The following is a 25632-nucleotide window of genomic DNA, read 5'->3' as shown; positions in this document are numbered from 1 at the left end:
CCGCCGGCCTTGATGCTATCGCATGGGTGAGGCGATATCCGAGCGGCGTGTCTGGCCCGGCAGCAGATAGCGCCAGCTGTCGAGCTGTTCGCCCACGCGCCGCGCCAGCCAGGAGCGCAAAAGCCCATGGCGCATTTCGATAAAGCCGACATGGCCGCCGTGCTCGGCCAGCTCGATGCGTACCGACGGCGAGGGTCTGGCGACTCGATCGAACAGATTATTTGGCATCAGGGGGTCGTCAGCGGCATGCAGAATCAGGGTCGGCAGTTCGATGCGATCGAGCAGCGGCCCCGCCGAGGCGCGCTGATAGTAGTCGGTAGCGGAACGAAAGCCGTGCAGTGGGGCGGTGACCTCGTTGTCGAAGGCCCAGAAGGTATCGATCCGGCGCAGCTGCTCGAGGCCGGGGCGGTCGAGTCGGCCATCGCGAATATGGGCAGCAACCTTGCGCTTCATCGAGGCCAGCATGTGCCGCTGGTAGTAGCGTGAAAACCCCTGATTGATGGCATCGGCGCAGGCGGCCAGGTCCAGCGGTGGGCTGATGGCGATGGCGCCCGCCAGATCGAGGCCGTCGCCACCCTGTTCGGAGGCAAGCTTGAGCAGCATATTGGCCCCCAGCGAGACCCCGACGGCCACCTTGTGGGCGTTGGGATAGCGTCGTCCGAGCGTCGACAGCAGCCACCAGCCATCGGCGGTGTCGCCGGCGTGGTAGCTGCGTGCCATCCGGTTGGGTACTCGGCCGCAGCCGCGAAAATGCATCACGACCGTGCGCCAGCCACGCTCGATCGCCATTTTCGACAGCGCTCGCGCGTAGGGTGAGTACACCGACCCTTCAAGACCGTGAAAAAGCACCATGATCGGTGCGCGAGCGTCTTCTGGTGCCCCATTTGCCCAGCACAACTCCACTTCATCGCCGTCGGGCAGTGCCAGTAGCTCGGTTTCAAACTGCAGCGGCGCGCGCGGTAGCAGCAGCGGCAGCAGCGTCTGCACGTGTCGATGCGTCAGCCCGGGCGGTGGGCGGAAATCGGCCTTGATAGTCGTGATGCGCGGCATGACAGCCCCGGTCACCTGCCTTGTAGAGAAGATCTGTTATCTCCGACAGCCAGGACGCCGTCAAGTTCGACGGCACCGGCTCAAGGCTTTCAGGCGTGTGGCAACGACTCGGCCTGCGAAAAACTGCTGACCGTGCACTCCAGATCGTTGACCAGTCCATCCTTGAGGCTATAACACCAGCCGTGGACGGATAGCTGCTGGCCGCGCTCCCAGGCCCGTTTGACGATTCGGGTCTGGCAGAGATTGGCGACCTGCGACCTGACGTTGATTTCACACATGCGATCGACCTGCTGATCCATCGGCAGGTCCGCCAGTTCACTTTCGTGCTGGCGATAGAGGTTACGCACCGTGTTGAGCCAGTAGTCGACGATACCGTTGTCGCCGCCGGTCACCGCTGCCTTGACGCCGCCACAGCCGTAGTGGCCTACCACCATGATGTGACGCACCTTGAGCACCTCGACGGCGAACTGAATCACCGACAGGGCGTTGAGGTCGTTGTGGTGCAGCAGGTTGGCGACATTGCGGTGTACGAAAACCTCACCCGGGGGCAGATCGATAATCTGGTTGGCCGGCACCCTGCTGTCAGAGCAGCCGATCCAGAGGTAGTCGGGGTTCTGCTGCTCCGAAAGACGGTTGAAGAAGTCGGGATCCTTTTGCTGCATCTGCTCGGACCAGGCGCGGTTCTGCTGCAAAAGCTGCGCGATACTGCGATGATCGTGCTCGTCACACATGATAAAGGGCTCTCTTTAACAGGGCGCAGTGTGGAACGGCTGCCGGATGCTGTCGGGTAATCATGGACAGCCTATAGGGTCGATTGGCGAGGCATCCGGGCCGAGCGAAGTGCAACTATGGTAGCATCGCGACAAATCCGAAAACCCCGTTTTCGCTCGCTTTTTCATCCCTTTTCAGCTGGAGTCAAAACGTGTCGCAATACGATGTTGACCTTTTCGTTATCGGCGCCGGGTCGGGTGGCGTTCGGGCTGCCCGCACAGCCGCCTCGAAGGGGGCCCGAGTGGCTATCGCCGAGGATCGCCATCTGGGGGGGACCTGCGTCAATGTAGGCTGCGTACCCAAAAAGCTCTACTCCTATGCGGCCCATTTTCACGACGCTTTCGAAGAGAGTCGCGGTTACGGTTGGCAGTTCAGTGCAGAGCCGACTTTCGACTGGCCGGTACTGCGCGACAACAAGCAGGCCGAGATCGCCCGCCTCAATGGCATCTATGAAAAACTGCTGACCAATGCCGACGTCGAGCTGATCAACGGTCGCGCCGAGATCGTCGACGCGCACACCGTGACCGTTAACAATCGTCGCATCAGTGCCGAAAAGATCCTCATCGCCACCGGCGGCCAACCCTGGATGCCCGAGTTCGAGGGTCGCGAACACGTGCTCGATTCCGATCACGTTTTTGATCTGGAACGCTTTCCGCAGCGGTTTCTGGTCATTGGCGGTGGCTATATTGCAGTGGAGTTTGCCAGTATTTTCAACGGTCTGGGCGCCGAGACGCATCTGGCCTACCGCGGCCCGCTGTTTCTGCGCGGCTTTGATGTCGAGCAGCGCGAGTTCATCCGCGATGAAATGCACAAAAAGGGCGTCAATCTGCATTTCGAGGCCAACATCGTGCGCGTCGAAAAGCGTGGCGAGGTCTATGATGTGGCGCTCAGCAACGGCCAGCAGCTCGAGGTCGATGCTATCCTTGGCGCCACCGGGCGGCGCCCCCATTTCGAAGGACTGGGACTTGAAAACCTCGACATCGAGCGTGAGGACAGTGGCAAGCTGAAAGTCGATGACCGCTACCAGACATCGGTGCCTTCGGTGCTGGCGCTGGGCGATATCATCGAGGGGCCGGAGCTGACGCCGGTAGCGCTCGAGGAGGCCATGCGGCTGGTCGAGCTGCACTTCGGCAGCGGCGAAGCCGAGCCGATCGACTATGACAGCATCGCCACGGCGGTATTCTGCCATCCGAACATGGGGACGGTTGGACTGACCGAGGAGGAGGCGCGCGAGCGCGGTGCGACGATTCGCGTCTATACCACCAGCTTCAAACCCATGCGCCATACCCTCTCCGGCAGCGACGAGCGCTGTCTGATGAAACTGGTGGTGGACGACGCCAGTGATCGTGTACTGGGTGCCCACATGGTTGGTGAAGAAGCCGGTGAGCTGATTCAGGGGCTGGGGATCGCCGTGCGTGCCGGACTGACCAAGCGCGATTTCGACAACACGATTGGCGTTCACCCCACCAGCGCCGAGGAGTTCGTGACCCTGCGCAGCGTGACCCGTCACTGAGCCCGACACGACGATGCTCGGCTTTTTACCGAGCCCGACGATGCTCGGCTTTTTACCGAGCCCGACGATGCTCGGTTCTTTTCGAAGGGCCGCCCGCGGGCGGTCCTTTTTTCATCTATAATAAGTCTGCCTGCTGTGCGTCGTTCGGGGCGCTACGTCGTCCCGGCAGGTTGGAGGAAGAATAAAAAGAGATTATCGACATGGCGTTAAACCATAATGAAATAATTTGATCGTTACATAAGATATTGTTATTCTTGCCAACTAATTCGCCGAATGCGAAAGATCATGACGACCAATCAGACGACTACCGCTTCATCCGATGTCAGCCGGCCTGAAGTGGCCGAGATGATCGTGGAGGGTGAAACGCCCATCATGATTCGTCCGCCCGGTACCGATGACGGCTGGGGCATCTACGAGCTGATCAAGGCCTGCCCGCCGCTGGATGTCAATTCTGCTTACGCCTATCTGCTGCTGGCCACTCAGTTTCGTGACCGCTGTGCCGTGGCGACACTTTCTGACGGCGAAATCGTCGGCTTCGTTTCCGGCTATGTCAAAACCAACGCGCCGGATACGTTTTTTCTCTGGCAGGTTGCCGTGGGCGAGAAGGCCAGGGGGACCGGGCTGGCGCGCAAGCTGGTCGAAACGGTACTCAAGCGTGAACACCAGGCCGATGTGCGCCATCTGGAAACCACCATCACCCCCGATAATGAAGCGTCCTGGGGGCTTTTCAAACGCCTGGCACAGCGCTGGCAGGCACCGCTCAACAGCCGCGAGTACTTTTCCGAAGAGCAGCTCGGTGGCGAGCACGACCCGGAAAATCTGGTGCGTATCGGGCCTTTCGACCCTAATCAGATCTGAGCGTCGATCAATAGCCTTGTCGTCGTTTCGAAGTGTCTGCTCGAAGCGTCGATAGTGTTTTTCCAATATCCTGCCTCGATCCTGCCAGAGGCTCTCTCGTCAATGGAGGTATTTGAATGGATACGCAGTATTTTGAACGCATGGAGTCGGAAGTTCGTACCTATTCCCGCTCCTTTCCCACCATTTTTGACCGTGCCTCCGGTGCTCATCTCTGGACCGTCGATGGCAAGCAGTACATCGACTTTCTCGCCGGCGCCGGTACCCTCAACTATGGTCATAACAATCCGGCGCTGAAAAAGGCCCTGATGGCCTATATCGAGCGCGATGGCATCACTCACGGCCTCGATTTCTGGACCCACGGCAAGCAGGATTTCTACCAGACGCTGGAAGACGTCATCCTCAAGCCGCGCGGACTGGACTACAAGATTCAGCTGCCGGGACCGACCGGCACCAACGCGGTGGAAGCTGCCATTCGGCTGGCGCGCCGTATCACCGGTCGCTCCAACATCCTGACTTTCACCAACGGCTTTCACGGCGTCACCATGGGGGCGCTGGCTACCACCGGCAACGCCAAATTCCGTGACGCCCTCGGCGTACCCGCCATGGGCGCACAGTTCATGCCGTATGACGGCTATCTGGGTGAAGGCGTGGATACCCTGGATTACGTCGAGAAAGCGCTCGACGACGGCTCCAGCGGTCTCGATAACCCGGCCGCGGTAATCGTCGAGCTGGTGCAGGGCGAGGGCGGTATCAACGCCGCTTCCATCGAGTGGACCCAGCGTCTTGCCGAGATCTGCAAGCAGCGCGATATTCTGCTGATCGTCGACGACATTCAGGCGGGATGTGGCCGTACCGGCAAGTTCTTCAGCTTCGAACACGCCGGTATCAAGCCCGATATGGTGACCAACTCCAAGTCACTTTCCGGCTACGGTCTGCCGTTTGCCATGCTGATGATGCGCCGCGATCTCGATAAGTGGTCGCCGGGTCAGTACAACGGCACCTTCCGCGGCCACACGCTGGCGATGGTGACCGCCGCCGAGGCGCTGCGCCAGTACTGGCAGGACGATCACTTCGAACAGGAAGTGCAGCGCAAGGGCGAGATCATTCGTGATCGCTTCGCCGATCTGGCTGCCATGCTCAACGATTCCGGCCATCCGGCCAGCGAGCGCGGTCGCGGCATGATGCGCGGTCTGGTGGTCGAAAACGGCGATCTGGCCGACGAGATCACCGAAGGCGCCTTCGAGCGCGGCCTGGTGATCGAAACCAGCGGGCAGGGCGGTGAAGTGGTCAAGTGCCTCTGTCCTCTGACCATCAGCGACCAGGAACTTATTCAGGGGCTTGATATACTGGAAGAGAGCGTTCGCGCTGTAATCGACAAGCGCTGAGCGTTTTTGCGGCGGATGGATGGCAGAGTTCATCCGCCCATTCTGGTATACGGTTACAGCAACTTTTATAGCCACAAGGACTAGAGCTTATGATCGTTCGCAATCTCGAAGAGTGCCGCAAGACAGAGCGTTTCGTTGAAGCCGAAAACGGCAACTGGGACAGCACGCGTCTGATGCTGGCCGATGACAACTGCGGCTTCTCCTTTCATATCACCCGCATCAAGCCGGGCACCGAAACGCACATTCACTACAAGAACCACATCGAGGCGGTGTTCTGCTACGAAGGTGAAGGTGAAGTCGAAACCATTGCCGACGGCAAGGTGCACACCATCAAAGCCGGCGACATGTACCTGCTCGATCAACATGACGAGCACTGGCTGCGCGGCAAGGAAAAAGGCATGACCGTGGCCTGCGTCTTCAATCCGCCGGTCACCGGGCGCGAGGTGCACCAGCCGGACGGTTCCTATGCCGCTTCCGAGTGATATCGACCTTTGGCTCTGTCAGGGCTGATTGATCGACAGAATCACAAAACCCCGCGCACCGGCGCGGGGTTTTGCGTTGTGTCGGTATACGCCCGCACGGCACCGCCACAGCACGAGGAAGCGTTGGCCGTGTCGATATCGTTGATGACAAGGTGGCGTAGCCCGGCTACAATGTAGCTACATTGTAGCCACGATAGAGAGGGAAAAATCATGAGTGCTGATGCTGTCGTTCGGGCCCGTATCGATGCCGAAACCAAAGAGCGAGCTACCGCTGCCCTGGAGGCCATGGGCCTGTCCGTGTCTGACGCCATACGCCTGCTGATGCTGCGGATCGCCGACGAGAAGTGCCTGCCGTTTGCCGTGCAGATGCCAAATGCCACCACGGCCAAGGCCCTGGGCGAGTTGGAAGCCGGCAAGGGTAAGCGCTTTGATAGCGCGGATGCGCTGTTCGAGGACCTGGGCATCTGATGCTAACCCCAGTCCGTTCCAGTCAGTTCAAGCGAGATGTAAAGCGGGTCCAGAAGCGCGGTAAGGACATGGAGAAACTACGGCGACTCCTGGGCCTACTGCTTGAGCAAGCTCCCTTGCCGGATGCCTATCAGGATCACCCGTTACGAGGGGACTGGAAGGGCTACCGAGATGCCCACATCGAACCCGACTGGTTGCTGCTGTATTGCGTAGCGGATGACGAACTGCACGTGGCTCGTACTGGTAGCCACGCTGATCTTTTCCGCGAGTAGGCAAGACAATACAAGACAGTAAAGGATAATACTTTGCAAAGGCCTCGACCGAACAGGATATGCCAGTATTGCGCATAATATATATTATGTTAAATATGGGTTGAGCCGTATCCTGATCGATCCGTTTTTGCTTGTGATCCCCGCTCTCGAGGTGCGGCTGTTTCGCATTGGCGTTACCATGAAGGCAGATTTACTGCGCGCTATTCATGACGAGATTTTCCCCGATGCCCGATGTGTCCAGTCTGCTGCGAATGGCCGAAACGCGCTGTCGCGACAACGATGCGCGCTTTACGCCCATTCGTCGTCGCGTTTTCGAGATGATCAGCGAGCACGCCAGCGGTCTCAAGGCTTATGAGCTTTTGGACCTGCTCTCCAGCGAGCACGCCTCGGCGCGGCCGCCCACGGTGTACCGGGCCCTCGATTTCCTTCTCGAACAGGGGCTGGTTCACCGCATCGAGTCGCTCAACGCTTACGTGGCTTGCCCCTGTCCGGATCATGCGCGCGGCTTTCAACTGATGATCTGTCGCCACTGTGGCCTGGTCGAAGAGATTCATGACCACGCCATCATGCAGCAGCTCGAAAGCAGCGCCACCGATCGCGGCTTTACCATCGAGCGTCAGACCATTGAGCTTTCCGGTCTATGTCAGCGTTGCCAATCGGTCGATACAGCGGCGACCAGTCACTGACCCGGGTTCTATTGCCATAAGGATGTTTTCATGTTCGATCTGCTGATCGTCAACGCTCGTGTTGTCAACGAAGGCGCCATTACCCCGCTTGACGTGGGCATCCGCGATGGCCGCATTGAAGCGCTGGCACCGCAGCTCGAGCGCAACGCGCGGGAAACGGTCGATGCCCGTGGGCGCCATCTGCTGCCCGGCATGATCGACGACCAGGTACATTTTCGTGAGCCGGGTTTGACCCACAAGGCTGACATCGCCAGTGAGTCGGCCGCTGCCGTGGCCGGCGGCATCACCAGCTACATGGAGATGCCCAACGTCAAGCCGCCGACGCTCGACAGCGACAGTCTGGAGGCCAAATATGCGCTGGCGAGGGGGCGCTCCCACGCCAACTACGCTTTCTACCACGGCGCCAGCAACGACAATCTCGAAGCCATCAAGGCGCTCGATCCGCAGACGACCTGCGGCATCAAGATTTTCATGGGCGCTTCCACCGGCAACATGCTGGTCGATGAGGCAGATACACTGGACGCTATCTTTGCCAATGCCGCCATTCCAGTGGCGACGCACTGCGAGGATACGCCCATGATTCAACGCGCCGAGGCTCGGGCGCGTGCCCGTTACGGCGACGATGTACCCTTCGCGCTGCACGGCGAGATTCGCTCCCGTGAGGCGTGCTACAAGAGCTCCAGCCTCGCGATCGAGCTGGCGCGCAAGCACCATGCCCGCCTGCACGTGCTGCACCTGACCACGCTCGAGGAGATGGCGCTGTTCGAGCCCGGTCCCATCGACGGCAAACTGATCACTGCCGAGGCCTGCGTCCATCATCTATGGTTCAGCGATGCCGACTATGAGCGCCTTGGCAGCTTCATCAAGTGCAATCCGGCGATCAAGACCGCCGCCGACCGCGACGCCATTCGCCGTGCGGTTAATGAAGGCCGTATCGACGTTATTGCCACCGATCACGCACCCCATACCCTTGAAGAGAAACAGGCGCCCTACTTCGGCGCGCCCTCCGGTATGCCGCTGGTGCAGCATGCCCTGCCCTCGCTGCTGACGCAGGTCAACGCCGGCCACTTCGAGTTGACTACCATTGTGGAGAAGGCCTGCCACAATCCGGCGAAGCGCTTTGAGCTCGAGCGCCGCGGCTTTATTCGTGAAGGCTATGCCGCCGACCTGGTGCTGGTCGATATGGAGAAAAGTGTCGAGGTACAGCGCAGTGGATTGCGCTACAAGTGTGGCTGGAGCCCCTTCGAGGGGACGACGCTAAAGGGCGCGGTCGAGCTGACCCTGGTCAACGGCGTCAGGGTATGGGATGGCACGCAGCTGTGTGCTGCCCCGGCCGGTCAACGCCTCACCTACGACCGCCGATAAACAGTTTTAAACGATTCTGGAGACGCCACCGTGAGCAGCGTCAATCCGCTGATGAAAGAACTTGAAAACGCCGCGCCGGGTCATGACGTGGCACTCGCCGACCTGCTCGATGCCGCGCGCTGGAACAGCGAGGGTCTGATACCGGCCATCGCCCAGCAGTTTGATAGCGGTGAAGTACTGATGATGGCGTGGATGAACCGGGCCGCTCTGGAAGAAACACTGGCCAGCGGGCGAGTCTGCTACTGGTCGCGCTCGCGGGACAAGGCATGGCGCAAGGGCGAATCCTCGGGCCAGGTGCAGCTGCTGCGAGATGCCTTTCTGGACTGCGATGGCGATACCCTGCTGTTGAAGGTCGATCAGACCGGCCCCGCCTGCCACACCGGGCGGCGCAGCTGCTTTTATACCGCGCTTGAGAGCGACCGCGCGCGCGTCGCAACGGCGCCGCTGATGACGGCCGAAGAGCTCTATGGGTCGCATCACTGAAGCACTGCGGTCTGTCGGCGGCGCCCTCGCCGCCCTCCTGCGCCTACTGCTGATCGGCCTGCTGCGCGGCTATCAGCTTTTTATCAGTCCGCTGCTTGGGCCGCGCTGTCGCTTCTGGCCCAGCTGTTCCAGCTACGCCATCGAGGCGATTCAGCTACACGGCCCGCTGCGCGGCGGCTGGCTGGCGCTCAGGCGTATTCTGCGCTGCCACCCGCTGTGCGCCGGCGGTGTCGACCCGGTGCCGCCGGCGCCCCGTGAATGCTGCGCCGACGAGAGCGACAAGGCTTCCTGCTGTGCCAATAAAAGCGGCAGGCGGCGCTGATCAGCCCATCACTTCGCGCTGCGCACTGGTTTTGATGCGCTCAAGCATGGCGTGCAGCCCGTTGCTGCGGGTGGGCGAAAGATGCTGGTCGAGCCCCAGTTCGGCGAAGAAGTCGGGTGGCGTATCGACGATCTCCTGCGGCGGCCGGTCGTTATAGATACGCATCAGAATGGCGATCAGCCCGGAGACGATGGCGGCATCGGAGATGGCGTCGAAGTGTAGCGCCTCGCCGCGCATCTCGCTGTGCAGCCAGACGTTGGATTGACAGCCGTCGACGCGGGTCTCGCTGTTTTTCCACTCCTCGGGAAACGCCGGCAGCAGTTTGCCCAGATCGATGATGTACTGGTAGCGATCCATCCAGTTATCGAACATGTCGAACTCTTCGAGCAGCTCCTGCTGCGCCTGCGCTGACGGGGTCATGTTCGCTCCACTGTTCGGCTTGCAAATGGTCCGGAAAAAACGGCCATTATAGCGGTTGGGACGGCGTGACGTCTGCGTCGAGCAGATCCAGAATGACCTGATTGGCCCTGACAGCCTGGTCGATATCAACGCACTCCGACCAGTCTCCACTGACAAGGCCATGCAGAAAGGGCTTGAGTCCCTCGCCGGCGTCGGGTTTGAGGGTGCCCAGCTTCTCGCTATGGCGAGCGTTGTTGAAATGCACCTCGAGATCACGATCGCGAGTACGTAGTGCCCCCAGACTGCCATGCAGCTCGATATCCAGCATGGGCCAATCACCGGCTGCCCAGCCCGCCTCGACGATCGCGACGCCATTGGGATGATTCAGCCAGCCGACCCCCGAGTCATCGCCCGGCCCCTTGAAGATATGACATAAAGCGGCTCTTTCCGGTTCGAGAGGCGCTATCCCCCACCAGTGCATCAGGTCGATGCAGTGAATAGCCAGATCGCCAAAAGCTCCATGGCCGGCAAAATGAGGGTCGGCTACCCAGCTGTCGCGCAGCCAGCCACTGCGCATACCCCCATGACTGAAGCGTACTCTGACATAGTGAAGGGTACCCAGCTGTCCGCCGACAATCAGTTGCCGCGCCCTGCACAGGGTTGGCTCCCTTCTCAGAAAGAAGCCGGTATGAAATGGCACCTCGGCAGCATGGATGGCTTGCGCCAGTGTGCGAACCTCATGACGACTCGCAGCCAGCGGTTTTTCAATAAAGAGAGGTCGTCGCCAGCCCAGCAGGCACAGCGCATCGGCGACGTGTAAGGAGGTTTCACTCATCAGTAAAAAAGCGGAAATGCCCTCGTTGGGTTGCGCAGGATCAAACCGAATGGTCGCGGTATCTTTCAGGGCGTCAGCCAGCGCTTCGCCATCACGATCATGTAGATGGGACAGTCGGACTCCCGGGGTCGCTAGAATTCGGGCGACATAGTCGCTCCAGTGGGGATGGCGGCAGCCCATAATGGCGATACTCTTCACTACTCTGGCGCTCCCTTCGGAGGAATTTTTGCACCCTCCAGGCGATGATGATTGACCTGGTCGTGCCACTCCTCGGCTTCGGCATGCAGGTAGCGGGCGGTGGTTTCCAGCCGCGAGTGGCGTGCACTGCGTGCCAGGTAACGTAGCTCGACGCCCTGCTGCGCCTGGTGTGTCAGTGCCGTGTGGCGCAGCCAGTGAGGTGTGGCGCGGCGCAGAGTGCGCGCCTGTGCGCGGCCTCGCTCGCTGCCATCGTCAAGGGTCTCGGCCAGTTCGGTAAACACGCCGCGAATCAGCCGGTAGAGCTGGTTGTCGCCCAGCCCGCGACGGCCATCGAGGGCGCGCAGCAGCGGCGTATGCTCCTCTTCGTCGGGCAGGCCGGTCAGTGCCAGCGCTTCGCGCCAGCGAGTCAGCGCCGCGCACATGGCATCGGGCACCGGCACTCGTGCCGCCCTGCCCCCCTTGCCGGTGACCTGCCACCACCAGCGGCCCTCGCGACGAAGAAAGTCGTTCATGCGCGCCGCACTCATTTCGCTTACCCGCGGCGCCAGCAGATAGGCGAAAGCAAACAGAAAACGGCGGCGCTCCGTTTCAAAACACTGCCGGGCCGTGGCATCCGCGGGGGCCGAGGCGTCGAGCTGCTGCCAGCAGCGCTGCCACAGGTCGCGCTCGATGTAGCGCTCGACGCCGTCACTGCGGTTATCGAGGCGGCGACGCTTGTCGCGCATCAGTCGAAAGGGATTATGAGTCAGCCAGCCCGCCTCGACCAGCCAGCCCAGCATGCTCTGCAAAATCACCAGGCTCTGACGTCGGCTGGCGGCGCTCAGCGGGCGGCGAAAGGGGCGCCACTGCGGCGAGTGGCGCGGCCGCGGCGGGCCGACCCAGTCGTGTCGCGGGCGTGGATCGGCCAGAAAGCGGTCGAACTGTTCGAGTCTGGGTCGATTCAGATCGCCAAGACGTTCACCGTGCGACTCCAGCCACAGCAGCAGCCGCTCGGCCTCCTTGCGGTAGTGACGAAAGGTCTGTGGCGCATGGGCATACTCGGCAAGCCACAGGGCGACCGCCTCGCGATCACTGCGCGCCTTGATCAGCGCCCCGTCGACGGAGGCGAGCGCTTCTCCTCGCCCCATGGCGACGCTGTCTTTTTCGATCTGAAGAGGTCCTGCCATACCGCGATTTTCTCCCATGGCGGCCGGCTGATGCCGCCTATCCGCCCAAAGTCCCGTTTGCCGCGATGGATATTAACAGCATAATGGGCTAAAAATCATGATAAGCCGCGTAATCATGAATTTTTAGCCTAAAGTGTAATAAAAATTACGTATTATGAACGTATGTAATTGCTGTCTTTTTTGTTGCCAACGGGTTAAAATGTGAAATCACACTGCCCTCGCCGCTACAAGGCGCTGCTGTCACCCATAACAACAGCCACAGCCACAACAACAGCGGCAGCCAGCAATGAGGGAGCACAGGGAACGCGTTATCGGGGAGGCCGTCATGGCGCGAAATGGCGTGCAGTACGAGGATGTGCAGAGAGCGATCGAGTCGCTGATACAGCGCGGCGACGCACCCAGCGTTCAGCGCATCCGCGAAGTGTTGGGTACCGGCAGTTTCACTACCATCAGCGATCACCTGCGCGAATGGCGCTCAAGGCGCGATGAAAATCGCGACACCCCCTTGCCGCAGGCCGTGCCGGAGCGCCTTCACGAGGCACTGGCCGGCCTCTGGCAGCAGGCCCAGGAGGAGGCTACCAGCGCCCTCTCCTTCTATCGTCAGCAGTCGGATGAGCAGGTCGAGGAGGCGCAGGAGCAGACCCGCCAGGCGCAGCGGCGCGTGGAGGATACCGAACAGCGTCTGGAGGCGCTGGGAGAGCGCCTCGACAGCACTGCCGCGCGGCTGGAAGAAAAGACCTCGGCGCTGGCGCGGCTGGAGAGCGAGGCGGCACAGCTGCGCAACCAGCTCGAGGAGCGCGATGCGCGACTGGCCATGCGCGACAAACAGATCAGCGCGCTGAGCGAAGAGCGCGATCGCACGGAGCGCGAGCATCATCAGGCGCTGGAGTCCCGCGATCAGGCCCACAAGCGGCGCCTGGCGCAGGAGGAGTCGCGCCACGAGAGTGCCGAAAACCGCCTGATGCAACTGCTCGATGGCGCTCGTAATGAAAAGCAGGATCTCGAGAAGCAGTCACGCCGTCGCCAGGAGCAGTTCGATGAGCGTATCGAGAAGATGACGGCGCAGATCGAGGAGCAGCGTCGCCTGCTGCAGGAGGAGGAGCGCAAGGTGCGCGATCTCGGTCAGCAGAGCCGCCACCATGAGAAGGCGTTACAGGAGAGCCGCGCCCGCGAGGAGCAGCACAGCCGCACTCTGGGCGAGCGCGAGCAGGAGCTGACCCGCCTGCGTACCGAGGTTCGGGTACTGCAGGAGCGCCTGTCGAAGGCCCCCATGCCGCCCTTCGTTTACTGAGAGCGACGGAATAGCGCCGACTGCACCTGGCGGTGCACGACGCAAAAATCCCGGCAGATGCCGTCTTGCAAATATTCAGAGGTTGGTTATCCAGCCGATATAGTGCCATGATGAAAAGCGTCACGTGGGGCTGGTATGCCAGCCAGATTTGACATCTAGAGCAGCGGCATTTGAACGCGCGACTTTGCGAAGCGTACATGCTTTGCAAATAAAGCGGCGAAACCGCTAAACGGCTTGATGCAAGCCTGCGTCAGCCGTAACACGAACTGGAGGTTACCTATGGGTATGGCACCGCAAAAAGACTCTCGTCTCCGCATCAAGCGGCGCAGTGAGGGTGAGCGCAGTACGGCCAGCCCGCGTACCGGAAATCGCGAACAGCAGTTCAAGAACGCGGGCGAGCGCTCGCTGCAACGCTATCGCAGTGCCTATGAAGAGCTGGCAAAGGTGTGATCTTTCATGCCGAAGGAAGATGAAGACAACCAGGGTTGCCCTGAAAAATTCCGGTTTCTCTTTCCTCGCGACGTTATCGAAATCAACCAGCAAATGCTCGCCCTTACCCCGGGCGAGCATCATTCTGTGATCCATCAGGGCGCGCTTGAAAGCGCTTGTCAGCGCCCATCTCTGACGCTTTATTACACACAGAGCGAAGACATTTTCAGCATGGCTGCTGCTTTGGGTGAAGCGCTCGTGCAAAGCCACCCCTTTGCCAATGCCAACAAGCGAACTGCAGCAGATGCGGTGTATCGCTTCCTTGATCTCAACGGCTGGGAATTAACCGCCCCCAGCGATGAAGTGATCAGTATGTATGTGGGGCTGGCTATCCACGAATACGATAAGGATGAATACGCTGACTGGCTGGCCCAGTGGAGCAGGCCGTTCATCCCGGATAATGAAGGCGATGGATAAACCCCGCCAGGGCGATAATGCCAGTCAGCGTTAACTGACTGGCATTACGCAGATGCCGGGATTTTTATGCAGAAGCAACCGCCCTGTCGCCTCAGTAGTAGGCGTTGGTGGTATCGGTGTGGTCGGTCACGTCGCGGATTGCCGTCAGTTCGGGAATACGCTCGATCAGGGTGCGCTCGACGCCCTGCTTGAGAGTGACATCCACCGCCGCGCAGCCCTGACAGCCGCCGCCGAACATCAGCACGGCAACGTTGTCTTCGGTCATGTGCATCAGCCGAATTTCGCCGCCGTGGGCCGCCAGGCCGGGGTTGATCTCGCTGTACAGGATGTAGTTGACGCGATCTTCCAGCGGGCTGTCGGCGCTCACCTGCGGCATCTTGGCGTTGGGCGCCTTGATGGTGAGCTGGCCGCCCATGCGGTCGGCGTTGAAGTCCACCACCGCATCTTCCAGAAAGCCGACGCTGTGCTTTTCCAGGAAAACATTGAATCGCGACAGCGTCAGTACTTCGTCGCTCTCCTCCTCCTCGCCGGGCCGGCAGTAGGCAAGGCAGGTCTCGGCATGAGGCGTGCCTGGCTGAGTGATGAAAACGCGCACGCCAATGCCCTCGACCTCCTGACGCGATAGCAGGTCGGCCAGGTACTCCTGGGCACTGTCGGTAAATTCGATGGCCTGACTCATTGAAGACCTCATTGACACTGAATATCTGCACACCATTTTATGCCAGCCGTCGCCATCAAACAAATCCGAGTGCAATACTCGGGATAAGCCGTCTGGCGCGATGAACCGCTGTCGGTAGTGCCATTCATGTTGTAGCTGAAACACTTTCTTGCGGCGACTGCGCCCCGCGCGAGGCGCGATTTGCTAGAATGCCTCCCTTTTTACATCCCCGCTTTTGGCTCGACAGGATCCGGAGACGACCCTCATGGCAACCGTTTCACCCGCCCCCGTTGTGGAGACGCTGACCCGCCTGATGGCGCAGCGCATACTGATTCTCGATGGTGGTATGGGGACCATGATCCAGAACGAGCGGCTGACCGAGCAGGACTTTCGCGGTGAGCGCTTTGCCGACTGGCAAAGCGACCTGCAGGGCAACAATGACCTGCTGGTGCTCAGCCAACCGGCGGTGATTACCCGGCTACACCGCGAATATCTCGAAGCCGGGGCCGATATCGTCGAGACCAATACCTTCAACAGCACCAGGCTTTCGCAGTCCGACTATCACTGCGAAGCGCTGGTGGCCGAGCTCAACCGCGAGGCGGCGCGGCTGGCGCGCGAAGTATGCGACGAGGTCGCCAGCGAGAGCGGCCGGCCGCGTTTCGTTGCCGGCGTGCTGGGCCCCACCAGTCGTACCGCCTCGATCTCGCCGGACGTCAATGACCCGTCGATGCGCAACGTCACCTTCGACGCGCTGGTCGACAACTACCTGGAAGCGGCACGGGCGCTGGTCGAGGGCGGCTGCGATCTGTTTCTGATCGAGACCATCTTCGACACTCTCAACGCCAAGGCGGCGATCTACGCCCTCGATGTGCTGTTCGAGGAGCTGGGCTACCCTGTGCCGATCATGATCTCCGGCACCATTACCGACGCCTCCGGGCGCACCCTCTCCGGCCAGACCACCGAGGCGTTCTGGAACTCGGTGCGCCACGCCCGCCCACTGTCGGTGGGGCTCAACTGCGCGCTGGGTGCCGAGGATCTGCGCCCCTGGCTGGAGGAGCTGTCGCGTCGCGCCGACGTTCACGTTTCCGCCCACCCCAACGCCGGTCTGCCCAACGAATTCGGCGAGTATGACCAGAGCCCCGAGGAGATGGCGGACATCGTGCGCGGCTTCGGCGAGAGCGGGCTGGTCAACATCATGGGCGGCTGCTGCGGTACCACGCCGGAACACATCGCGGCACTGGCCGAGGCCATGTCGGATATGGCGCCGCGCAGCGTGCCGGAGTCCGCTCCCGCCTGCCGGCTGGCAGGGCTTGAGCCGTTCAACATCACCGCGAAATCGCTGTTCGTCAACGTCGGCGAGCGCACCAACGTAACCGGCTCGGCGCGCTTCAAAAGGCTGATCAAGGAGGAGGATTTCACCACCGCGCTGGAGGTGGCGCTGGAACAGGTGGAGAACGGCGCCCAGGTGATCGATATCAACATGGACGAGGGGATGCTCGATTCCGCTGCGGCGATGGTGCACTTTCTCAATCTCGTCGCCTCCGAGCCGGATATCGCCCGCGTGCCGATCATGATCGACTCCTCGAAGTGGGAGATCATGGAGGCCGGCCTCAAGTGTATTCAGGGCAAGGCGGTGGTCAACTCCATTTCGCTCAAGGAGGGCGAGGAGAACTTTCGCCACCAGGCGCGCCAGTGCCGGCGTTTCGGTGCCGCCATTGTGGTGATGGCGTTCGACGAGGAAGGCCAGGCGGATACCGGCCGGCGCAAGATCGAGATATGTGAGCGCGCCTACCGGCTGCTGGTCGACGAGCTCGATTTTCCCGCCGAGGATATTATTTTCGATCCCAATATCTTCGCCATTGCCACCGGTATCGAGGAGCACAACAACTACGCGGTCGACTTCATCGAGGCGACCCGCTGGATCAAGCAGCACCTGCCCCACGCCATGATCTCCGGCGGCGTTTCCAACGTCTCCTTTTCGTTTCGCGGCAACAACCCGGTGCGTGAGGCGATCCATTCGGTATTTCTCTACCACGCCATTCGCGCCGGTCTCACCATGGGGATCGTCAACGCCGGCCAGTTGGCGGTCTACGACGATCTGCCCGAGGCGCTGCGCGATGCCGTCGAGGATGTGGTGCTCAACCGCCGCGACGATGCCACCGAGCGGCTGCTTGAGGTCGCCGAGCGCTATCGCGGCGACGGCAGCGGCGCGCAGAAAAAAGAGGACCTGGAGTGGCGCGGCTGGGCGGTCGAAAAGCGCATCGAGCATGCCCTGGTCAAGGGTATTACCGCCTATATCGACGAGGATACCGAGCTGGCGCGCCAGCGTGCCGAACGCCCTATCGAGGTGATCGAGGGGCCGCTGATGGACGGCATGAACGTGGTTGGCGACCTGTTCGGCGAAGGCAAGATGTTTCTGCCCCAGGTGGTCAAATCCGCCCGCGTCATGAAGCAGGCGGTGGCGCATCTGATCCCCTGGATCGAGGCGGAGAAAAGCGCCGATACGCAGAGCAAGGGCCGCATCGTAATGGCCACGGTCAAGGGCGACGTGCACGATATCGGCAAGAACATCGTCGGCGTGGTGCTGCAGTGCAACAACTACGAGGTGATCGATCTTGGCGTGATGGTGCCGGCGGAGAAGATTCTCGCCACTGCCCGCGAGGTCAACGCCGATATCATCGGCCTCTCCGGGCTGATTACCCCCTCGCTCGATGAGATGGTGCAGGTGGCCAGGGAGATGGAGCGTCAGGGCTTTGATATTCCGCTGCTGATCGGCGGCGCCACCACCTCCAAGGCCCACACTGCGGTCAAGATCGAGCCCGGCTATAGCCATCCGGTGGTCTACGTGACCGATGCCTCGCGTGCCGTGGGGGTCGCCAGCCGACTGCTGTCGGCCGGACTCAAGGAAGCCTACGTGGGCGAAATTCGTGCCGAGTACGAGCGGGTGCGCGAGCGGAACAGCAAGCGCCGCCCCAAGGCTGCCGATCTCACCTACGAACAGGCCCGCGAACGCCGCTTCGACGGCGGCTGGGCGGACTACACGCCGTCCGCTCCGGACTTCACCGGCCTGAAGGTGTTCGACAACGTCGATCTGTGCACCCTCGCCGACTACATCGACTGGACGCCCTTTTTCATGAGCTGGCAGCTGGCCGGCAAATACCCGAAGATCCTTGAAGACGACGTGGTCGGCGAGGCGGCGCGTAGCCTCTACAGCGACGCCCGCACCATGCTCGACAAACTGATCGACGGGCGGCATATCAACGCCCGCGGCGTGATCGGCTTCTGGCCGGCCAACACGGTCGATGATGACGTGATCGAGCTTTACGCCGACGAGTCACGCCAGACAGTCATCAAGCGGCTTCACCATATCAGGCAGCAGACGGCCAAAAACCGCGACGGCCTGTGCTATAGCCTGGCGGATTTCGTGGCGCCAAAGGAGAGCGGCCGTGCCGACTGGATCGGCGGTTTTGCAGTGACCAGCGGTCATGGCGCCGACGAGCTGGCCAAAGGCTACGAGCAGGCCGGCGACGACTACAGCGCCATCATGGTCAAGGCGCTGGCCGACCGGCTGGCGGAAGCCTTCGCCGAGTGGATGCACGAGCGGGTACGGCGCGACTACTGGGGCTACGCCCCGGATGAGGGACTCGACAATGACGACCTGATTGCCGAGAAGTATCGCGGCATCCGCCCTGCCCCCGGCTATCCGGCCTGCCCCGATCACACCGAGAAAACCCCGCTTTTCGAGCTGCTCGACGCCGAGCACAACGCCGGCATGACGCTGACCGAGAGCTTCGCCATGTGGCCGGCGGCGGCGGTATCGGGATGGTATTTCTCGCATCCGCAGTCGCGCTACTTCTCGACCGGACGCATCAGCCGCGACCAGGTAGAGGCGCTGGCCCAGCGCAAGCAGATGTCGCGTGAGACCGCGGAGCGCTGGCTATCGCCGGTGCTGTCCTACAATCCCGACGAATAAAGGGCCACCGCTCCCTTTCTGTCTCGCACAAGCACCTGTCTCGCACAAGCAAAAGAGGGCTGCCCCTTGCGGGCGGCCCTCATTAGTGCGTGATCGGCAGTATGGAGGGGCTCTCAGGTAGGACCATATCCCATCAGGTTATCAAACCAGCGCAGCCACTTACTGACGGGACGACCTTCGCGCAGCTTGCGTACCCTTTCGGTCAGCCCGATCCACCCGGCCAACAGAGCGGCGAGCATTACCATTACGGTCAGCATGATATAAAACGTCATTGCCATCTCCCGGCCCTCGGGCCCGAGTCATATAGAGTTTTAGCCTACATAGATGACCAGCGTCAGCACCGCGACGCCGGCGGCCATGCCCCAGAATGCATTGACCTGCAGGATATCTCCTGCAATGGCACCGCCAACAATACTGAGACATACGACTGTGACGCCGCCACGGTCGAGCATATCCAGAGTGATATCAGCGAACTTCCACCTCCTGGGCGTGTGCTTCTCATCCAAAGGCGTCAGTGCCGTTTTCAGCAATCGAGTCCATCGAGGACGACGGTGATTCAATGGCATATCATTCGTGGTTCCGGTGGAATGTGAGTGCTGGCAGCGAGCCCTCGATATGCCCGTTACGGCGCCCGCCGCCGCTGGTGCAGTTCACGGTTGCGCTGACGAGCGCGGTCGCTCTTTCTGAGCATCACATAGGTGGCACCAATGCCGCCGTGGCGCGGCTGGGCGCTGGCAAAGGCCTGCACCTCGTCGAACTGCGACAGCCAGCGCATGACGTAGGAGCGCACCACGTTGGCGTGGCTGTCGTCGCTCTTGCCGCGACCGTGGATCAGCATCACGCAGCGCAGATCATGCTCGCGGGCCTCGCGAATAAAGCGAAACAGCTCGCGCCGGCACTCGGCCACCGGCCTTTTGAGTAGATTGAGCTGGGAGTCGACCCGGTAGCCGCCGTCGCGCAGCCTGTCGATCACACCGGTCTGGATGCCGTCGCGACGGAACTCGACAGGGTCATGCGGAGGGAGCAGTTCGACAAACTCATCGGAGAGAAAGTTGCTCTCGCCCTCGCCGTCCTGAGCGCTGGCACGTCGCGCCAGCTGGGCTTCGCTGGGGGGGCGTTGAGGGGATTCGGTGTCGGCGCGGTTGCGCCCTTTTTCAAGCGGCACGACATCGGCCATTTCGCGATAAAAAAGCTGCTCATCACACTGGCTGGCACTCATCGGGCTCTCTCCTCGCATATCGGCGGCGGATATGCACACTGATCAAAAAACTTCCCGCGTGGCTTGCGGAGCGTGTTGGTCAGAGCGTTGCTTTATTCTGGATTGGCGGTAGTCCTCCCTCTTTCAGGTGTCAGCTGTATTGTTGGCGTCTCACGACTCGCTTGCAACCAGTAGCGCGCCAAGCGGGGTTTTCAGGCTCTGACGATACTGCTGGTTGGCCTCTTCAATATGCTCGGCAAACGCCCTGTAGGCCGGTGGCGCCTGCTCCGCCTGTGGTGGCCAGGGCAGGATGTCGATCAACCTGTCGAGATCGAGGTGCTCAAGCGAGGCGGCCAGCAACCACTCGTCCTCCTCGCTGATCGCCACCCAGCCCGCTTCGACAAGCGGTTCGAGCAGGCGGTGATAGTGGCCGCCCAGCCGACGGCGAATGTCGGCGGCAGGTACCGCGCCGCTGCCGCTGCGCCAGGTTCGGTCAAGCAGATGGAGAATGCCGATGGTCTGCCAGAACGGCGGCCAGCGCCGCCAGTCGGCGCGCTCCGACTCGCCCAGCAGCGCCGTCAGTTCGGCCCCCAGTAAAATGATCGCCCAGCTCAGAAAGATCCACAGCAGAAACAGCGGTACCGCGGCGAAAGCGCCATAAATCACCTGGTAGGAGGGAAAATTGGCGACGAAGATAGAGAAGCCCCATTTGGCCAGCTCCAGCGCCACCGATACCAGCGCCGCGCCGGCGGCAGCGTGGGAGAGCCGCACCCGGGCATTGGGGACGGCGATGAACACCAGCAAAAAGGCAACGAAACTCAAAAGCGGCGGCAGAAAGTGCAACAGCAGATCACCGGCGCCGAGCCAGGCGGCGGCGTCGCTGAGCAGCGTCAGCGAGGTCAACCAGGAGGAGAGGATGAAACCGCTGCCGATCAGCAGAGGCCCCAGCGTCAGCACCGCCCACCAGGTGAGAAAGGAGCGCAGCCCACGACGGTTATGACGCGCTTCCCAGATGCGGTTGAGCGCCGTCTCGACGGTAATCATCATCATGATCGAGGTGATCAACAGAAAGACCACGCCGACGATGGTCAAACCGCGTGCCTGTTGGCCGAAACCGCGCAGTGCGTCCAGCACCACCTGACCGGTCTCGGGTACGAACTGGCGAAAGACGAACTCCTGAATGCTGTCGCCGGCGGGCTGAAATTCGGGTATCGCGGAAAACAGTGCCCAGCTCACCGTGGTCAGCGGCACCACGGCAAACAGGGTGGTGTAGGTCAATGCTGCGGCAGTCTGCAGGCCGGCGTGCTGTCTGAAACGCTTGAACAGCGTGACCAGTCTGACCACGCTGCCCGAGTGTGCTCTTTGCGCCAGAGGGATCGTTTTCAGCTTGTTGATGTAGTTTTTGAAGGAGCGCATGCCGGAATCACTTCTCTATAATGATTGATGGGCGAGCGCTCGAGCCGCAATCGAACGTAGCAACACAGTATACTCAATAACATGGCGCCAGCCGAGCCTCCGAGCCAACGCCAGTGAGCAAGCGGCGATACTGAAGGCGCACAACTGACATTCTCTTCCTGGACGGTCACAATGGCGCGACATTATCCATTGCCGAAGGAGCGGTCATGAGCCAAGCCTATGTACTGGTGCTTTACTACTCCCGCCAGGGCGCCACGCGCGAACTGGCCGAGCAGTTGGTCGCCGGTGTCGAGGAGATCGACGGCATGAGCGCCCGCCTGCGTACCGTGCCGCCGGTTTCTGCCGAGTGCGAGGCGGTGGCGCCGGAGATTCCCGACGACGGGCCGGTCTACGTCAGCGAGGACGATCTGCGCCACTGCAGTGCGCTGGCACTGGGTAGCCCGACCCGCTTTGGCAACATGGCGGCGCCGCTCAAGTATTTTCTCGATTCGACCAGTACGCTGTGGCTCAACGGCGCGCTGGTCGACAAGCCGGCGGCGGTGTTTACCTCGACCTCCAGCATTCACGGTGGCCAGGAGAGCACGCTGCTGTCGATGATGCTACCGCTTTTGCATCACGGCATGGTACTGACCGGCATTCCCTACAGTGCCGATGCCATGTTTCAGACCCGCAGCGGCGGTACCCCCTATGGGGCGAGCCATTTTGCCGGGCCCGACAGTAACCGCGCCATCGACGAGCAAGAGGGTGAACTGGCGCGTTTTCAGGGGCGCCGCCTGGCGCGCCTTGCGAAGACGCTCGCCTCCTCGAGTACGGAGCGTTAAGCGTGTTCGGTGATTTTCAGGCCCGTTACGGCGCCGAGCGCGCCCGTCTGTATGCGCGGCGTGTGGTCACGACCAGTTGGGCAGTACTGCTGGTGATCACCATCATCAGTGGTATGGCACTGGCCAACGCGGGCGGCACCGATTCGGCGCTGCCGGTGGTCATTCGCGTGCTGCCACTGGTACTGCTGGGGCTGGTACTGACTTCCGAGCGTCGCCGCGGTTATGGCTGGCTGGCCTTTGTCAGCCTGCTCTATCTGGTGCAGGGTGCGACACTGCTGCTGCTGCCCGGCCTCTGGTGGCTGGGCATGCTGGAAGCCCTGGCGGCGCTGGCGCTGGGACTCTTTGCCCTCAGCTATTGTCGCTGGATTCATCGCTGGCAGGCCGCCGACTCCTGATCCGTGCCGTGCCGATCATGACAAGAGGCGTCAGTCAGCCTCGGGAGCATCAAGGAAACCACTCATGAGCAATCTTTCCGACATCCGACGTGACTACACCGGCGAATTTCTGGACCACGACAACACCCCGGAAACGCCCTGGCCGCTGTTTTCCGAGTGGCTCAATGCCGCCGTCGAGAGCGACCGCGACGACGCCAACGTCATGACCCTGGCGACCGCCGACAACAGCGGCATGCCGCACGCCCGCATTGTGCTGCTCAAGGACTTCGACGAGCACGGTCTGGTGTTCTATACCGGCTACCAGAGTCACAAGGGCAGTGAGCTGGCCAACCGTCCCAATGCGGCGCTGGTATTCTGGTGGCCCGGATTGCAGCGTCAGGTGCGTGTCGAGGGACGCGTGGAGCAGGTCAGCGCCGATCAGTCGGATGCCTACTTCCACTCGCGACCGCGTAATAGCCAGTTGGGCGCATGGATTTCACAGCAGAGCGTCGAGATTCCCGACCGCCAGTGGCTCAATGACCGTACCCGACGCTTCGAGAGCGCCTACGACAACCGCGAGGTGGAGCGTCCGCCACACTGGGGTGGCTACCGGGTGATACCGGAGATGATGGAGTTCTGGCAGGGCCAGGCCAGCCGTTTGCACGACCGCATCCGCTACCGCTGGCGCAGCACCGAAAAAAGCTGGCTCAAGAGCCGTTTGGCGCCCTGAGCGGCCCACTCTCTCTCCAATGCGGCCTCCGATGCGACAGAAACGCGCACAACGGTCGGCTCATGACGAGCCGGCCGTTGTGTTGACGGCTTTTTCGCTGTCTTTCATTCCTGCGCGCAGCCCTGCGTCCACGCACTGACCACATCCTGGTGATTATTGACCCACTGCCGGGCATTGTCGTAGGCGGTGGCGTCCTCCTGCTGATTCATGAGCATCGCCTGGTTGATCGTCTCCGGCGTCCACTGAAAGTTGTCGAGAATACAGGTCGCCACCGGCATCTCCTCGCGCAGCCCCTGGCGTACGATGGTGTGGATCTGCTCGGCGCCGCCGTAGGCGTGTTCGGGGTCGTCGAGGTAGCGCAGATCCCAGCGGGCGAACATCCAGTGCGGCGTCCAGCCGGTGACCACGATCGCTTCGTTGCTATCGATCGCGCTTTCGAGTGCGTCGATCATGGTGGCATCGCTGACGCCGACGAGGTTCATGTCGGCAAGACCATACGTCGCCATGGCCGCCTCGGTTCTCTGCATAATGCCGTCGCCGGGGTCGATGCCCACGATACGGTCGTCGAATTCGCCGGCGTGATCGGCAAGATCGCCGATCGAGGCGACGTTGTCGACGTAGTCCGGTACCACCAGCCCCTGCCGGGTGCCGTCGAGATTGGCGCCCAGGTCGACGACCTGATCCTCGTGACGCTGGTAGTATTCCTGCTGGGTGGTCGGCAACCAGGCATCGACCATGGCGTCGGCCTCGCCGCTGGCGACGGCCTGCCACATTGCCGCAGCCGACAGCAGTGACGTCTCGACCTCGAAGCCGGCGTCTTCCAGCACCACGCGCATGACGTTGGTAGAGACAATGGCATCCGGCCACTCGACATAGGCCAGATTGATGCTGTTGTCGCGCGCTTCGGCCGAGGCCGGATTAGCGCCTGTCAGCGCAGCGAACGCGAATGCACCGATCAGCGAATAGCCGTTTGAAGCCCTGAAATTCATGTGATGCTTCCTGTCATGTTCGGATAAAACATAAAATCGGCCGGCCCCCGGTAATCGGAGGCCGGCCGATAGCAGGTCATGAAATAACCCTGTGCGACTTAGCTCTGCGAGCAGCCCGAAGTCCACTCACTGACCACGTCCGGGTGGTTGTTGACCCACTGCCTGGCGTTTTCATAGGGATCGCTACCTTCCTGCTGATTCAACAGCATGACCTCGCCGATGCTTTCGGAATCCCAGTGGAAATTATCCAGGATACAGGCCGCAACCGGCATGTCCTCCTGCAGCCCCTGGCGCACGACGGTGTCGATGTGCTCGGCGCCGCCATAAGCATCTTTCGGATCGTCGAGATAGTGCACGTCCCAGCGGGCAAACATCCAGTGCGGCGTCCAGCCGGTGACCACGATCGGCTCTTCGTTGTTGATCGCGCTGCCCAGCGCGGCGGTCATGGTGGCACCGCTGCCGCTGACCAGGTTCATGTCGGTGAGATCGTAGGCTTCCATCGCCTCTTCAGTGGTCGACATGATGCCGGCACCCGGGTCGATGCCTACGATACGGTTATCGAACTCGCCGGCGTGATCGGCCAGATCGCCGATCGAAGTGACATCGGTCACATAGTCCGGCACGACCAGGCCCAGCTTGGTCCCCTCGAAATTGGGGCCCAGATCGACCACCTGGTCCTTCAGCCGCTCGTAGTAACTTTCATGGGTGGTGGGCAGCCAGGCGGCGACCATGGCATCGGCATCGCCGGTGGCAATCGCCTGCCACATGGCGGCGGCGGAGAGCGACGAGGTGCTGACATCGTAGCCGGCATCCTCGAGTACCGACCGTACGACATTGGTAGACGCCACGGCGTCGGACCACTCGACATAGGCCAGACTGATGCTGCCCTGGTTCTGCTCGGCGGTGGCCGCTGCGCTGACGCCCAGTCCGGCGGTCAGTGCCGCGCCCATGGCCACGGCGCGGGTGAGTGAATGACGCTTGGCGGAAATGCTGAAAGTCATACAAGTCCCCTCTTTATTGCAA

At 61.4% G+C, this 25632-nt stretch carries 29 protein-coding genes; 17 read left to right on the top strand and 12 right to left on the bottom strand.

Annotated elements, in window-relative coordinates; all coding sequences use genetic code 11:
* Positions 1–15: 15 nt before the first annotated feature.
* Both H146_RS0102525 and can read right to left on the bottom strand, forming a co-directional pair.
* The gene (locus H146_RS0102525) at positions 16–1050 is read right to left on the bottom strand and encodes a hydrolase (protein WP_019950272.1); all 1035 of its coding nucleotides are present in this window, start codon (positions 1048–1050) and stop codon (positions 16–18) included.
* Between the two features lie 89 nt (positions 1051–1139).
* The gene (gene can / locus H146_RS0102520) at positions 1140–1781 is read right to left on the bottom strand and encodes a carbonate dehydratase (protein WP_019950271.1); all 642 of its coding nucleotides are present in this window, start codon (positions 1779–1781) and stop codon (positions 1140–1142) included.
* Positions 1782–1972: 191 nt separating this feature from the next.
* On the opposite strand from can, the gene gorA reads away from it, so the two are divergent.
* The 10 genes from gorA (at position 1973) to yidD (ending at position 9655) form a co-directional block, all read left to right on the top strand.
* Positions 1973–3334, top strand: coding sequence for a glutathione-disulfide reductase (gene gorA, locus H146_RS0102515; RefSeq protein ID WP_026351697.1), 1362 nt, complete (start codon positions 1973–1975; stop codon positions 3332–3334).
* Between the two features lie 285 nt (positions 3335–3619).
* The gene (gene ectA / locus H146_RS0102510; RefSeq protein WP_019950269.1) at positions 3620–4192 is read left to right on the top strand and encodes a diaminobutyrate acetyltransferase; all 573 of its coding nucleotides are present in this window, start codon (positions 3620–3622) and stop codon (positions 4190–4192) included.
* A 116-nt stretch (positions 4193–4308) separates the two neighbouring features.
* Positions 4309–5577 carry a diaminobutyrate--2-oxoglutarate transaminase gene (ectB, locus tag H146_RS0102505; RefSeq protein ID WP_019950268.1) on the top strand — a complete coding sequence of 423 codons (1269 nt, stop codon included), beginning with the start codon at positions 4309–4311 and terminating at the stop codon, positions 5575–5577.
* Between the two features lie 89 nt (positions 5578–5666).
* Complete coding sequence (locus tag H146_RS0102500; protein WP_019950267.1) at positions 5667–6059, top strand: ectoine synthase; 393 nt, start codon at positions 5667–5669, stop codon at positions 6057–6059.
* Positions 6060–6269: 210 nt separating this feature from the next.
* The gene (locus H146_RS0102495; RefSeq protein ID WP_019950266.1) at positions 6270–6527 is read left to right on the top strand and encodes a type II toxin-antitoxin system RelB/DinJ family antitoxin; all 258 of its coding nucleotides are present in this window, start codon (positions 6270–6272) and stop codon (positions 6525–6527) included.
* On the top strand, positions 6527–6799 hold the full coding sequence (locus tag H146_RS0102490; RefSeq protein ID WP_019950265.1) for a type II toxin-antitoxin system YafQ family toxin: 273 nt from the start codon (positions 6527–6529) through the stop codon (positions 6797–6799). Before H146_RS0102495 ends, H146_RS0102490 begins: the two co-directional genes overlap by 1 nt.
* A 224-nt stretch (positions 6800–7023) precedes the next feature.
* The gene (locus H146_RS0102485; RefSeq protein ID WP_019950264.1) at positions 7024–7485 is read left to right on the top strand and encodes a Fur family transcriptional regulator; all 462 of its coding nucleotides are present in this window, start codon (positions 7024–7026) and stop codon (positions 7483–7485) included.
* 30 nt (positions 7486–7515) lie between these two features.
* Positions 7516–8850: a dihydroorotase gene (locus tag H146_RS0102480; protein ID WP_019950263.1), complete on the top strand. Its 1335-nt coding sequence runs from the start codon at positions 7516–7518 to the stop codon at positions 8848–8850.
* Positions 8851–8901: 51 nt separating this feature from the next.
* Positions 8902–9333 (top strand): phosphoribosyl-AMP cyclohydrolase, encoded by a 432-nt coding sequence (gene hisI, locus H146_RS0102475; RefSeq protein ID WP_156826669.1) that lies wholly within the window; start codon positions 8902–8904, stop codon positions 9331–9333.
* Positions 9317–9655 (top strand): membrane protein insertion efficiency factor YidD, encoded by a 339-nt coding sequence (gene yidD, locus H146_RS0102470; protein ID WP_019950261.1) that lies wholly within the window; start codon positions 9317–9319, stop codon positions 9653–9655. The genes hisI and yidD overlap by 17 nt, the downstream gene beginning before the upstream one ends.
* Here yidD and H146_RS0102465 read toward each other — a convergent pair whose 3' ends face one another.
* Genes H146_RS0102465 through H146_RS0102455 form a run of 3 tightly spaced genes read right to left on the bottom strand, consistent with a single transcriptional unit; the run spans position 9656 to position 12253 of the window.
* Positions 9656–10075: a SufE family protein gene (locus tag H146_RS0102465; RefSeq protein WP_019950260.1), complete on the bottom strand. Its 420-nt coding sequence runs from the start codon at positions 10073–10075 to the stop codon at positions 9656–9658.
* Positions 10076–10121: 46 nt separating this feature from the next.
* Positions 10122–11087 carry a Gfo/Idh/MocA family protein gene (locus tag H146_RS20140; protein ID WP_019950259.1) on the bottom strand — a complete coding sequence of 322 codons (966 nt, stop codon included), beginning with the start codon at positions 11085–11087 and terminating at the stop codon, positions 10122–10124.
* On the bottom strand, positions 11087–12253 hold the full coding sequence (locus H146_RS0102455) for a tyrosine-type recombinase/integrase (RefSeq protein ID WP_019950258.1): 1167 nt from the start codon (positions 12251–12253) through the stop codon (positions 11087–11089). The genes H146_RS20140 and H146_RS0102455 overlap by 1 nt, the downstream gene beginning before the upstream one ends.
* A 325-nt stretch (positions 12254–12578) precedes the next feature.
* On the opposite strand from H146_RS0102455, the gene H146_RS18215 reads away from it, so the two are divergent.
* The 3 genes from H146_RS18215 (at position 12579) to H146_RS0102440 (ending at position 14450) form a co-directional block, all read left to right on the top strand.
* Complete coding sequence (locus H146_RS18215) at positions 12579–13544, top strand: DNA-binding protein (protein ID WP_019950257.1); 966 nt, start codon at positions 12579–12581, stop codon at positions 13542–13544.
* Positions 13545–13829: 285 nt separating this feature from the next.
* Entirely contained in the window at positions 13830–13994 is a 165-nt protein-coding gene (locus tag H146_RS21205; RefSeq protein ID WP_156826664.1) for a hypothetical protein, read from the top strand.
* Between the two features lie 6 nt (positions 13995–14000).
* The gene (locus H146_RS0102440) at positions 14001–14450 is read left to right on the top strand and encodes a type II toxin-antitoxin system death-on-curing family toxin (protein WP_019950255.1); all 450 of its coding nucleotides are present in this window, start codon (positions 14001–14003) and stop codon (positions 14448–14450) included.
* A gap of 91 nt (positions 14451–14541) precedes the next feature.
* Here H146_RS0102440 and nfuA read toward each other — a convergent pair whose 3' ends face one another.
* On the bottom strand, positions 14542–15129 hold the full coding sequence (gene nfuA / locus H146_RS0102435; RefSeq protein WP_019950254.1) for a Fe-S biogenesis protein NfuA: 588 nt from the start codon (positions 15127–15129) through the stop codon (positions 14542–14544).
* Positions 15130–15373: 244 nt separating this feature from the next.
* Between nfuA and metH the strand changes: the two genes are divergently transcribed.
* Positions 15374–19081 carry a methionine synthase gene (gene metH, locus H146_RS0102430; protein ID WP_019950253.1) on the top strand — a complete coding sequence of 1236 codons (3708 nt, stop codon included), beginning with the start codon at positions 15374–15376 and terminating at the stop codon, positions 19079–19081.
* Positions 19082–19194: 113 nt separating this feature from the next.
* Here the strand turns inward: metH and H146_RS21200 are convergent, their stop codons facing one another.
* The 4 genes from H146_RS21200 to H146_RS18210 form a co-directional block, all read right to left on the bottom strand.
* Complete coding sequence (locus H146_RS21200; protein WP_019950252.1) at positions 19195–19353, bottom strand: hypothetical protein; 159 nt, start codon at positions 19351–19353, stop codon at positions 19195–19197.
* A gap of 39 nt (positions 19354–19392) precedes the next feature.
* A complete protein-coding gene (locus H146_RS21195; RefSeq protein WP_156826663.1) occupies positions 19393–19647 on the bottom strand; it encodes a hypothetical protein in 255 nt (84 codons plus the stop codon).
* Between the two features lie 56 nt (positions 19648–19703).
* A complete protein-coding gene (smrA, locus tag H146_RS0102415; protein WP_019950250.1) occupies positions 19704–20300 on the bottom strand; it encodes a DNA endonuclease SmrA in 597 nt (198 codons plus the stop codon).
* Between the two features lie 150 nt (positions 20301–20450).
* Positions 20451–21695 (bottom strand): YihY family inner membrane protein, encoded by a 1245-nt coding sequence (locus tag H146_RS18210; RefSeq protein ID WP_019950249.1) that lies wholly within the window; start codon positions 21693–21695, stop codon positions 20451–20453.
* Positions 21696–21901: 206 nt separating this feature from the next.
* Between H146_RS18210 and wrbA the strand changes: the two genes are divergently transcribed.
* From wrbA to pdxH, 3 genes are all read left to right on the top strand, one after another.
* Positions 21902–22516, top strand: coding sequence for an NAD(P)H:quinone oxidoreductase (wrbA, locus tag H146_RS0102405; RefSeq protein WP_019950248.1), 615 nt, complete (start codon positions 21902–21904; stop codon positions 22514–22516).
* 2 nt (positions 22517–22518) lie between these two features.
* Entirely contained in the window at positions 22519–22911 is a 393-nt protein-coding gene (locus tag H146_RS18205; RefSeq protein WP_019950247.1) for a DUF2069 domain-containing protein, read from the top strand.
* A gap of 64 nt (positions 22912–22975) precedes the next feature.
* Positions 22976–23620, top strand: coding sequence for a pyridoxamine 5'-phosphate oxidase (pdxH, locus tag H146_RS0102395; protein ID WP_019950246.1), 645 nt, complete (start codon positions 22976–22978; stop codon positions 23618–23620).
* 104 nt (positions 23621–23724) lie between these two features.
* On the opposite strand, the gene H146_RS0102390 is transcribed toward pdxH, so the two are convergent.
* A complete protein-coding gene (locus tag H146_RS0102390; protein ID WP_019950245.1) occupies positions 23725–24609 on the bottom strand; it encodes a glycine betaine ABC transporter substrate-binding protein in 885 nt (294 codons plus the stop codon).
* A 98-nt stretch (positions 24610–24707) separates the two neighbouring features.
* Positions 24708–25610, bottom strand: a complete 903-nt coding sequence (locus tag H146_RS0102385) for a glycine betaine ABC transporter substrate-binding protein (RefSeq protein ID WP_019950244.1) — start codon at positions 25608–25610, stop codon at positions 24708–24710.
* Positions 25611–25632 lie beyond the last annotated feature (22 nt).

The sequence above is a fragment of the Kushneria aurantia DSM 21353 genome (assembly GCF_000382245.1).
Taxonomy (GTDB): domain Bacteria; phylum Pseudomonadota; class Gammaproteobacteria; order Pseudomonadales; family Halomonadaceae; genus Kushneria; species Kushneria aurantia.
This window is presented reverse-complemented; position numbering and strand designations above follow the sequence as displayed.

Coding starts and splice junctions, on each gene's coding strand:
- H146_RS0102525 (WP_019950272.1), bottom strand. CDS start 1,050: ATGCCGCGCATCACGACTATCAAGGCCGATTTCCGCCCACCGCCCGGG.
- can (WP_019950271.1), bottom strand. CDS start 1,781: ATGTGTGACGAGCACGATCATCGCAGTATCGCGCAGCTTTTGCAGCAG.
- ectA (WP_019950269.1), top strand. CDS start 3,620: ATGACGACCAATCAGACGACTACCGCTTCATCCGATGTCAGCCGGCCT.
- ectB (WP_019950268.1), top strand. CDS start 4,309: ATGGATACGCAGTATTTTGAACGCATGGAGTCGGAAGTTCGTACCTAT.
- H146_RS0102500 (WP_019950267.1), top strand. CDS start 5,667: ATGATCGTTCGCAATCTCGAAGAGTGCCGCAAGACAGAGCGTTTCGTT.
- H146_RS0102495 (WP_019950266.1), top strand. CDS start 6,270: ATGAGTGCTGATGCTGTCGTTCGGGCCCGTATCGATGCCGAAACCAAA.
- H146_RS0102490 (WP_019950265.1), top strand. CDS start 6,527: ATGCTAACCCCAGTCCGTTCCAGTCAGTTCAAGCGAGATGTAAAGCGG.
- H146_RS0102485 (WP_019950264.1), top strand. CDS start 7,024: ATGCCCGATGTGTCCAGTCTGCTGCGAATGGCCGAAACGCGCTGTCGC.
- H146_RS0102480 (WP_019950263.1), top strand. CDS start 7,516: ATGTTCGATCTGCTGATCGTCAACGCTCGTGTTGTCAACGAAGGCGCC.
- hisI (WP_156826669.1), top strand. CDS start 8,902: ATGAAAGAACTTGAAAACGCCGCGCCGGGTCATGACGTGGCACTCGCC.
- yidD (WP_019950261.1), top strand. CDS start 9,317: ATGGGTCGCATCACTGAAGCACTGCGGTCTGTCGGCGGCGCCCTCGCC.
- H146_RS0102465 (WP_019950260.1), bottom strand. CDS start 10,075: ATGACCCCGTCAGCGCAGGCGCAGCAGGAGCTGCTCGAAGAGTTCGAC.
- H146_RS0102455 (WP_019950258.1), bottom strand. CDS start 12,253: ATGGCAGGACCTCTTCAGATCGAAAAAGACAGCGTCGCCATGGGGCGA.
- H146_RS18215 (WP_019950257.1), top strand. CDS start 12,579: ATGGCGCGAAATGGCGTGCAGTACGAGGATGTGCAGAGAGCGATCGAG.
- H146_RS21205 (WP_156826664.1), top strand. CDS start 13,830: ATGGCACCGCAAAAAGACTCTCGTCTCCGCATCAAGCGGCGCAGTGAG.
- H146_RS0102440 (WP_019950255.1), top strand. CDS start 14,001: ATGCCGAAGGAAGATGAAGACAACCAGGGTTGCCCTGAAAAATTCCGG.
- nfuA (WP_019950254.1), bottom strand. CDS start 15,129: ATGAGTCAGGCCATCGAATTTACCGACAGTGCCCAGGAGTACCTGGCC.
- metH (WP_019950253.1), top strand. CDS start 15,374: ATGGCAACCGTTTCACCCGCCCCCGTTGTGGAGACGCTGACCCGCCTG.
- H146_RS21200 (WP_019950252.1), bottom strand. CDS start 19,353: ATGACGTTTTATATCATGCTGACCGTAATGGTAATGCTCGCCGCTCTG.
- H146_RS21195 (WP_156826663.1), bottom strand. CDS start 19,647: ATGCCATTGAATCACCGTCGTCCTCGATGGACTCGATTGCTGAAAACG.
- smrA (WP_019950250.1), bottom strand. CDS start 20,300: ATGAGTGCCAGCCAGTGTGATGAGCAGCTTTTTTATCGCGAAATGGCC.
- H146_RS18210 (WP_019950249.1), bottom strand. CDS start 21,695: ATGCGCTCCTTCAAAAACTACATCAACAAGCTGAAAACGATCCCTCTG.
- wrbA (WP_019950248.1), top strand. CDS start 21,902: ATGAGCCAAGCCTATGTACTGGTGCTTTACTACTCCCGCCAGGGCGCC.
- pdxH (WP_019950246.1), top strand. CDS start 22,976: ATGAGCAATCTTTCCGACATCCGACGTGACTACACCGGCGAATTTCTG.
- H146_RS0102390 (WP_019950245.1), bottom strand. CDS start 24,609: ATGAATTTCAGGGCTTCAAACGGCTATTCGCTGATCGGTGCATTCGCG.
- H146_RS0102385 (WP_019950244.1), bottom strand. CDS start 25,610: ATGACTTTCAGCATTTCCGCCAAGCGTCATTCACTCACCCGCGCCGTG.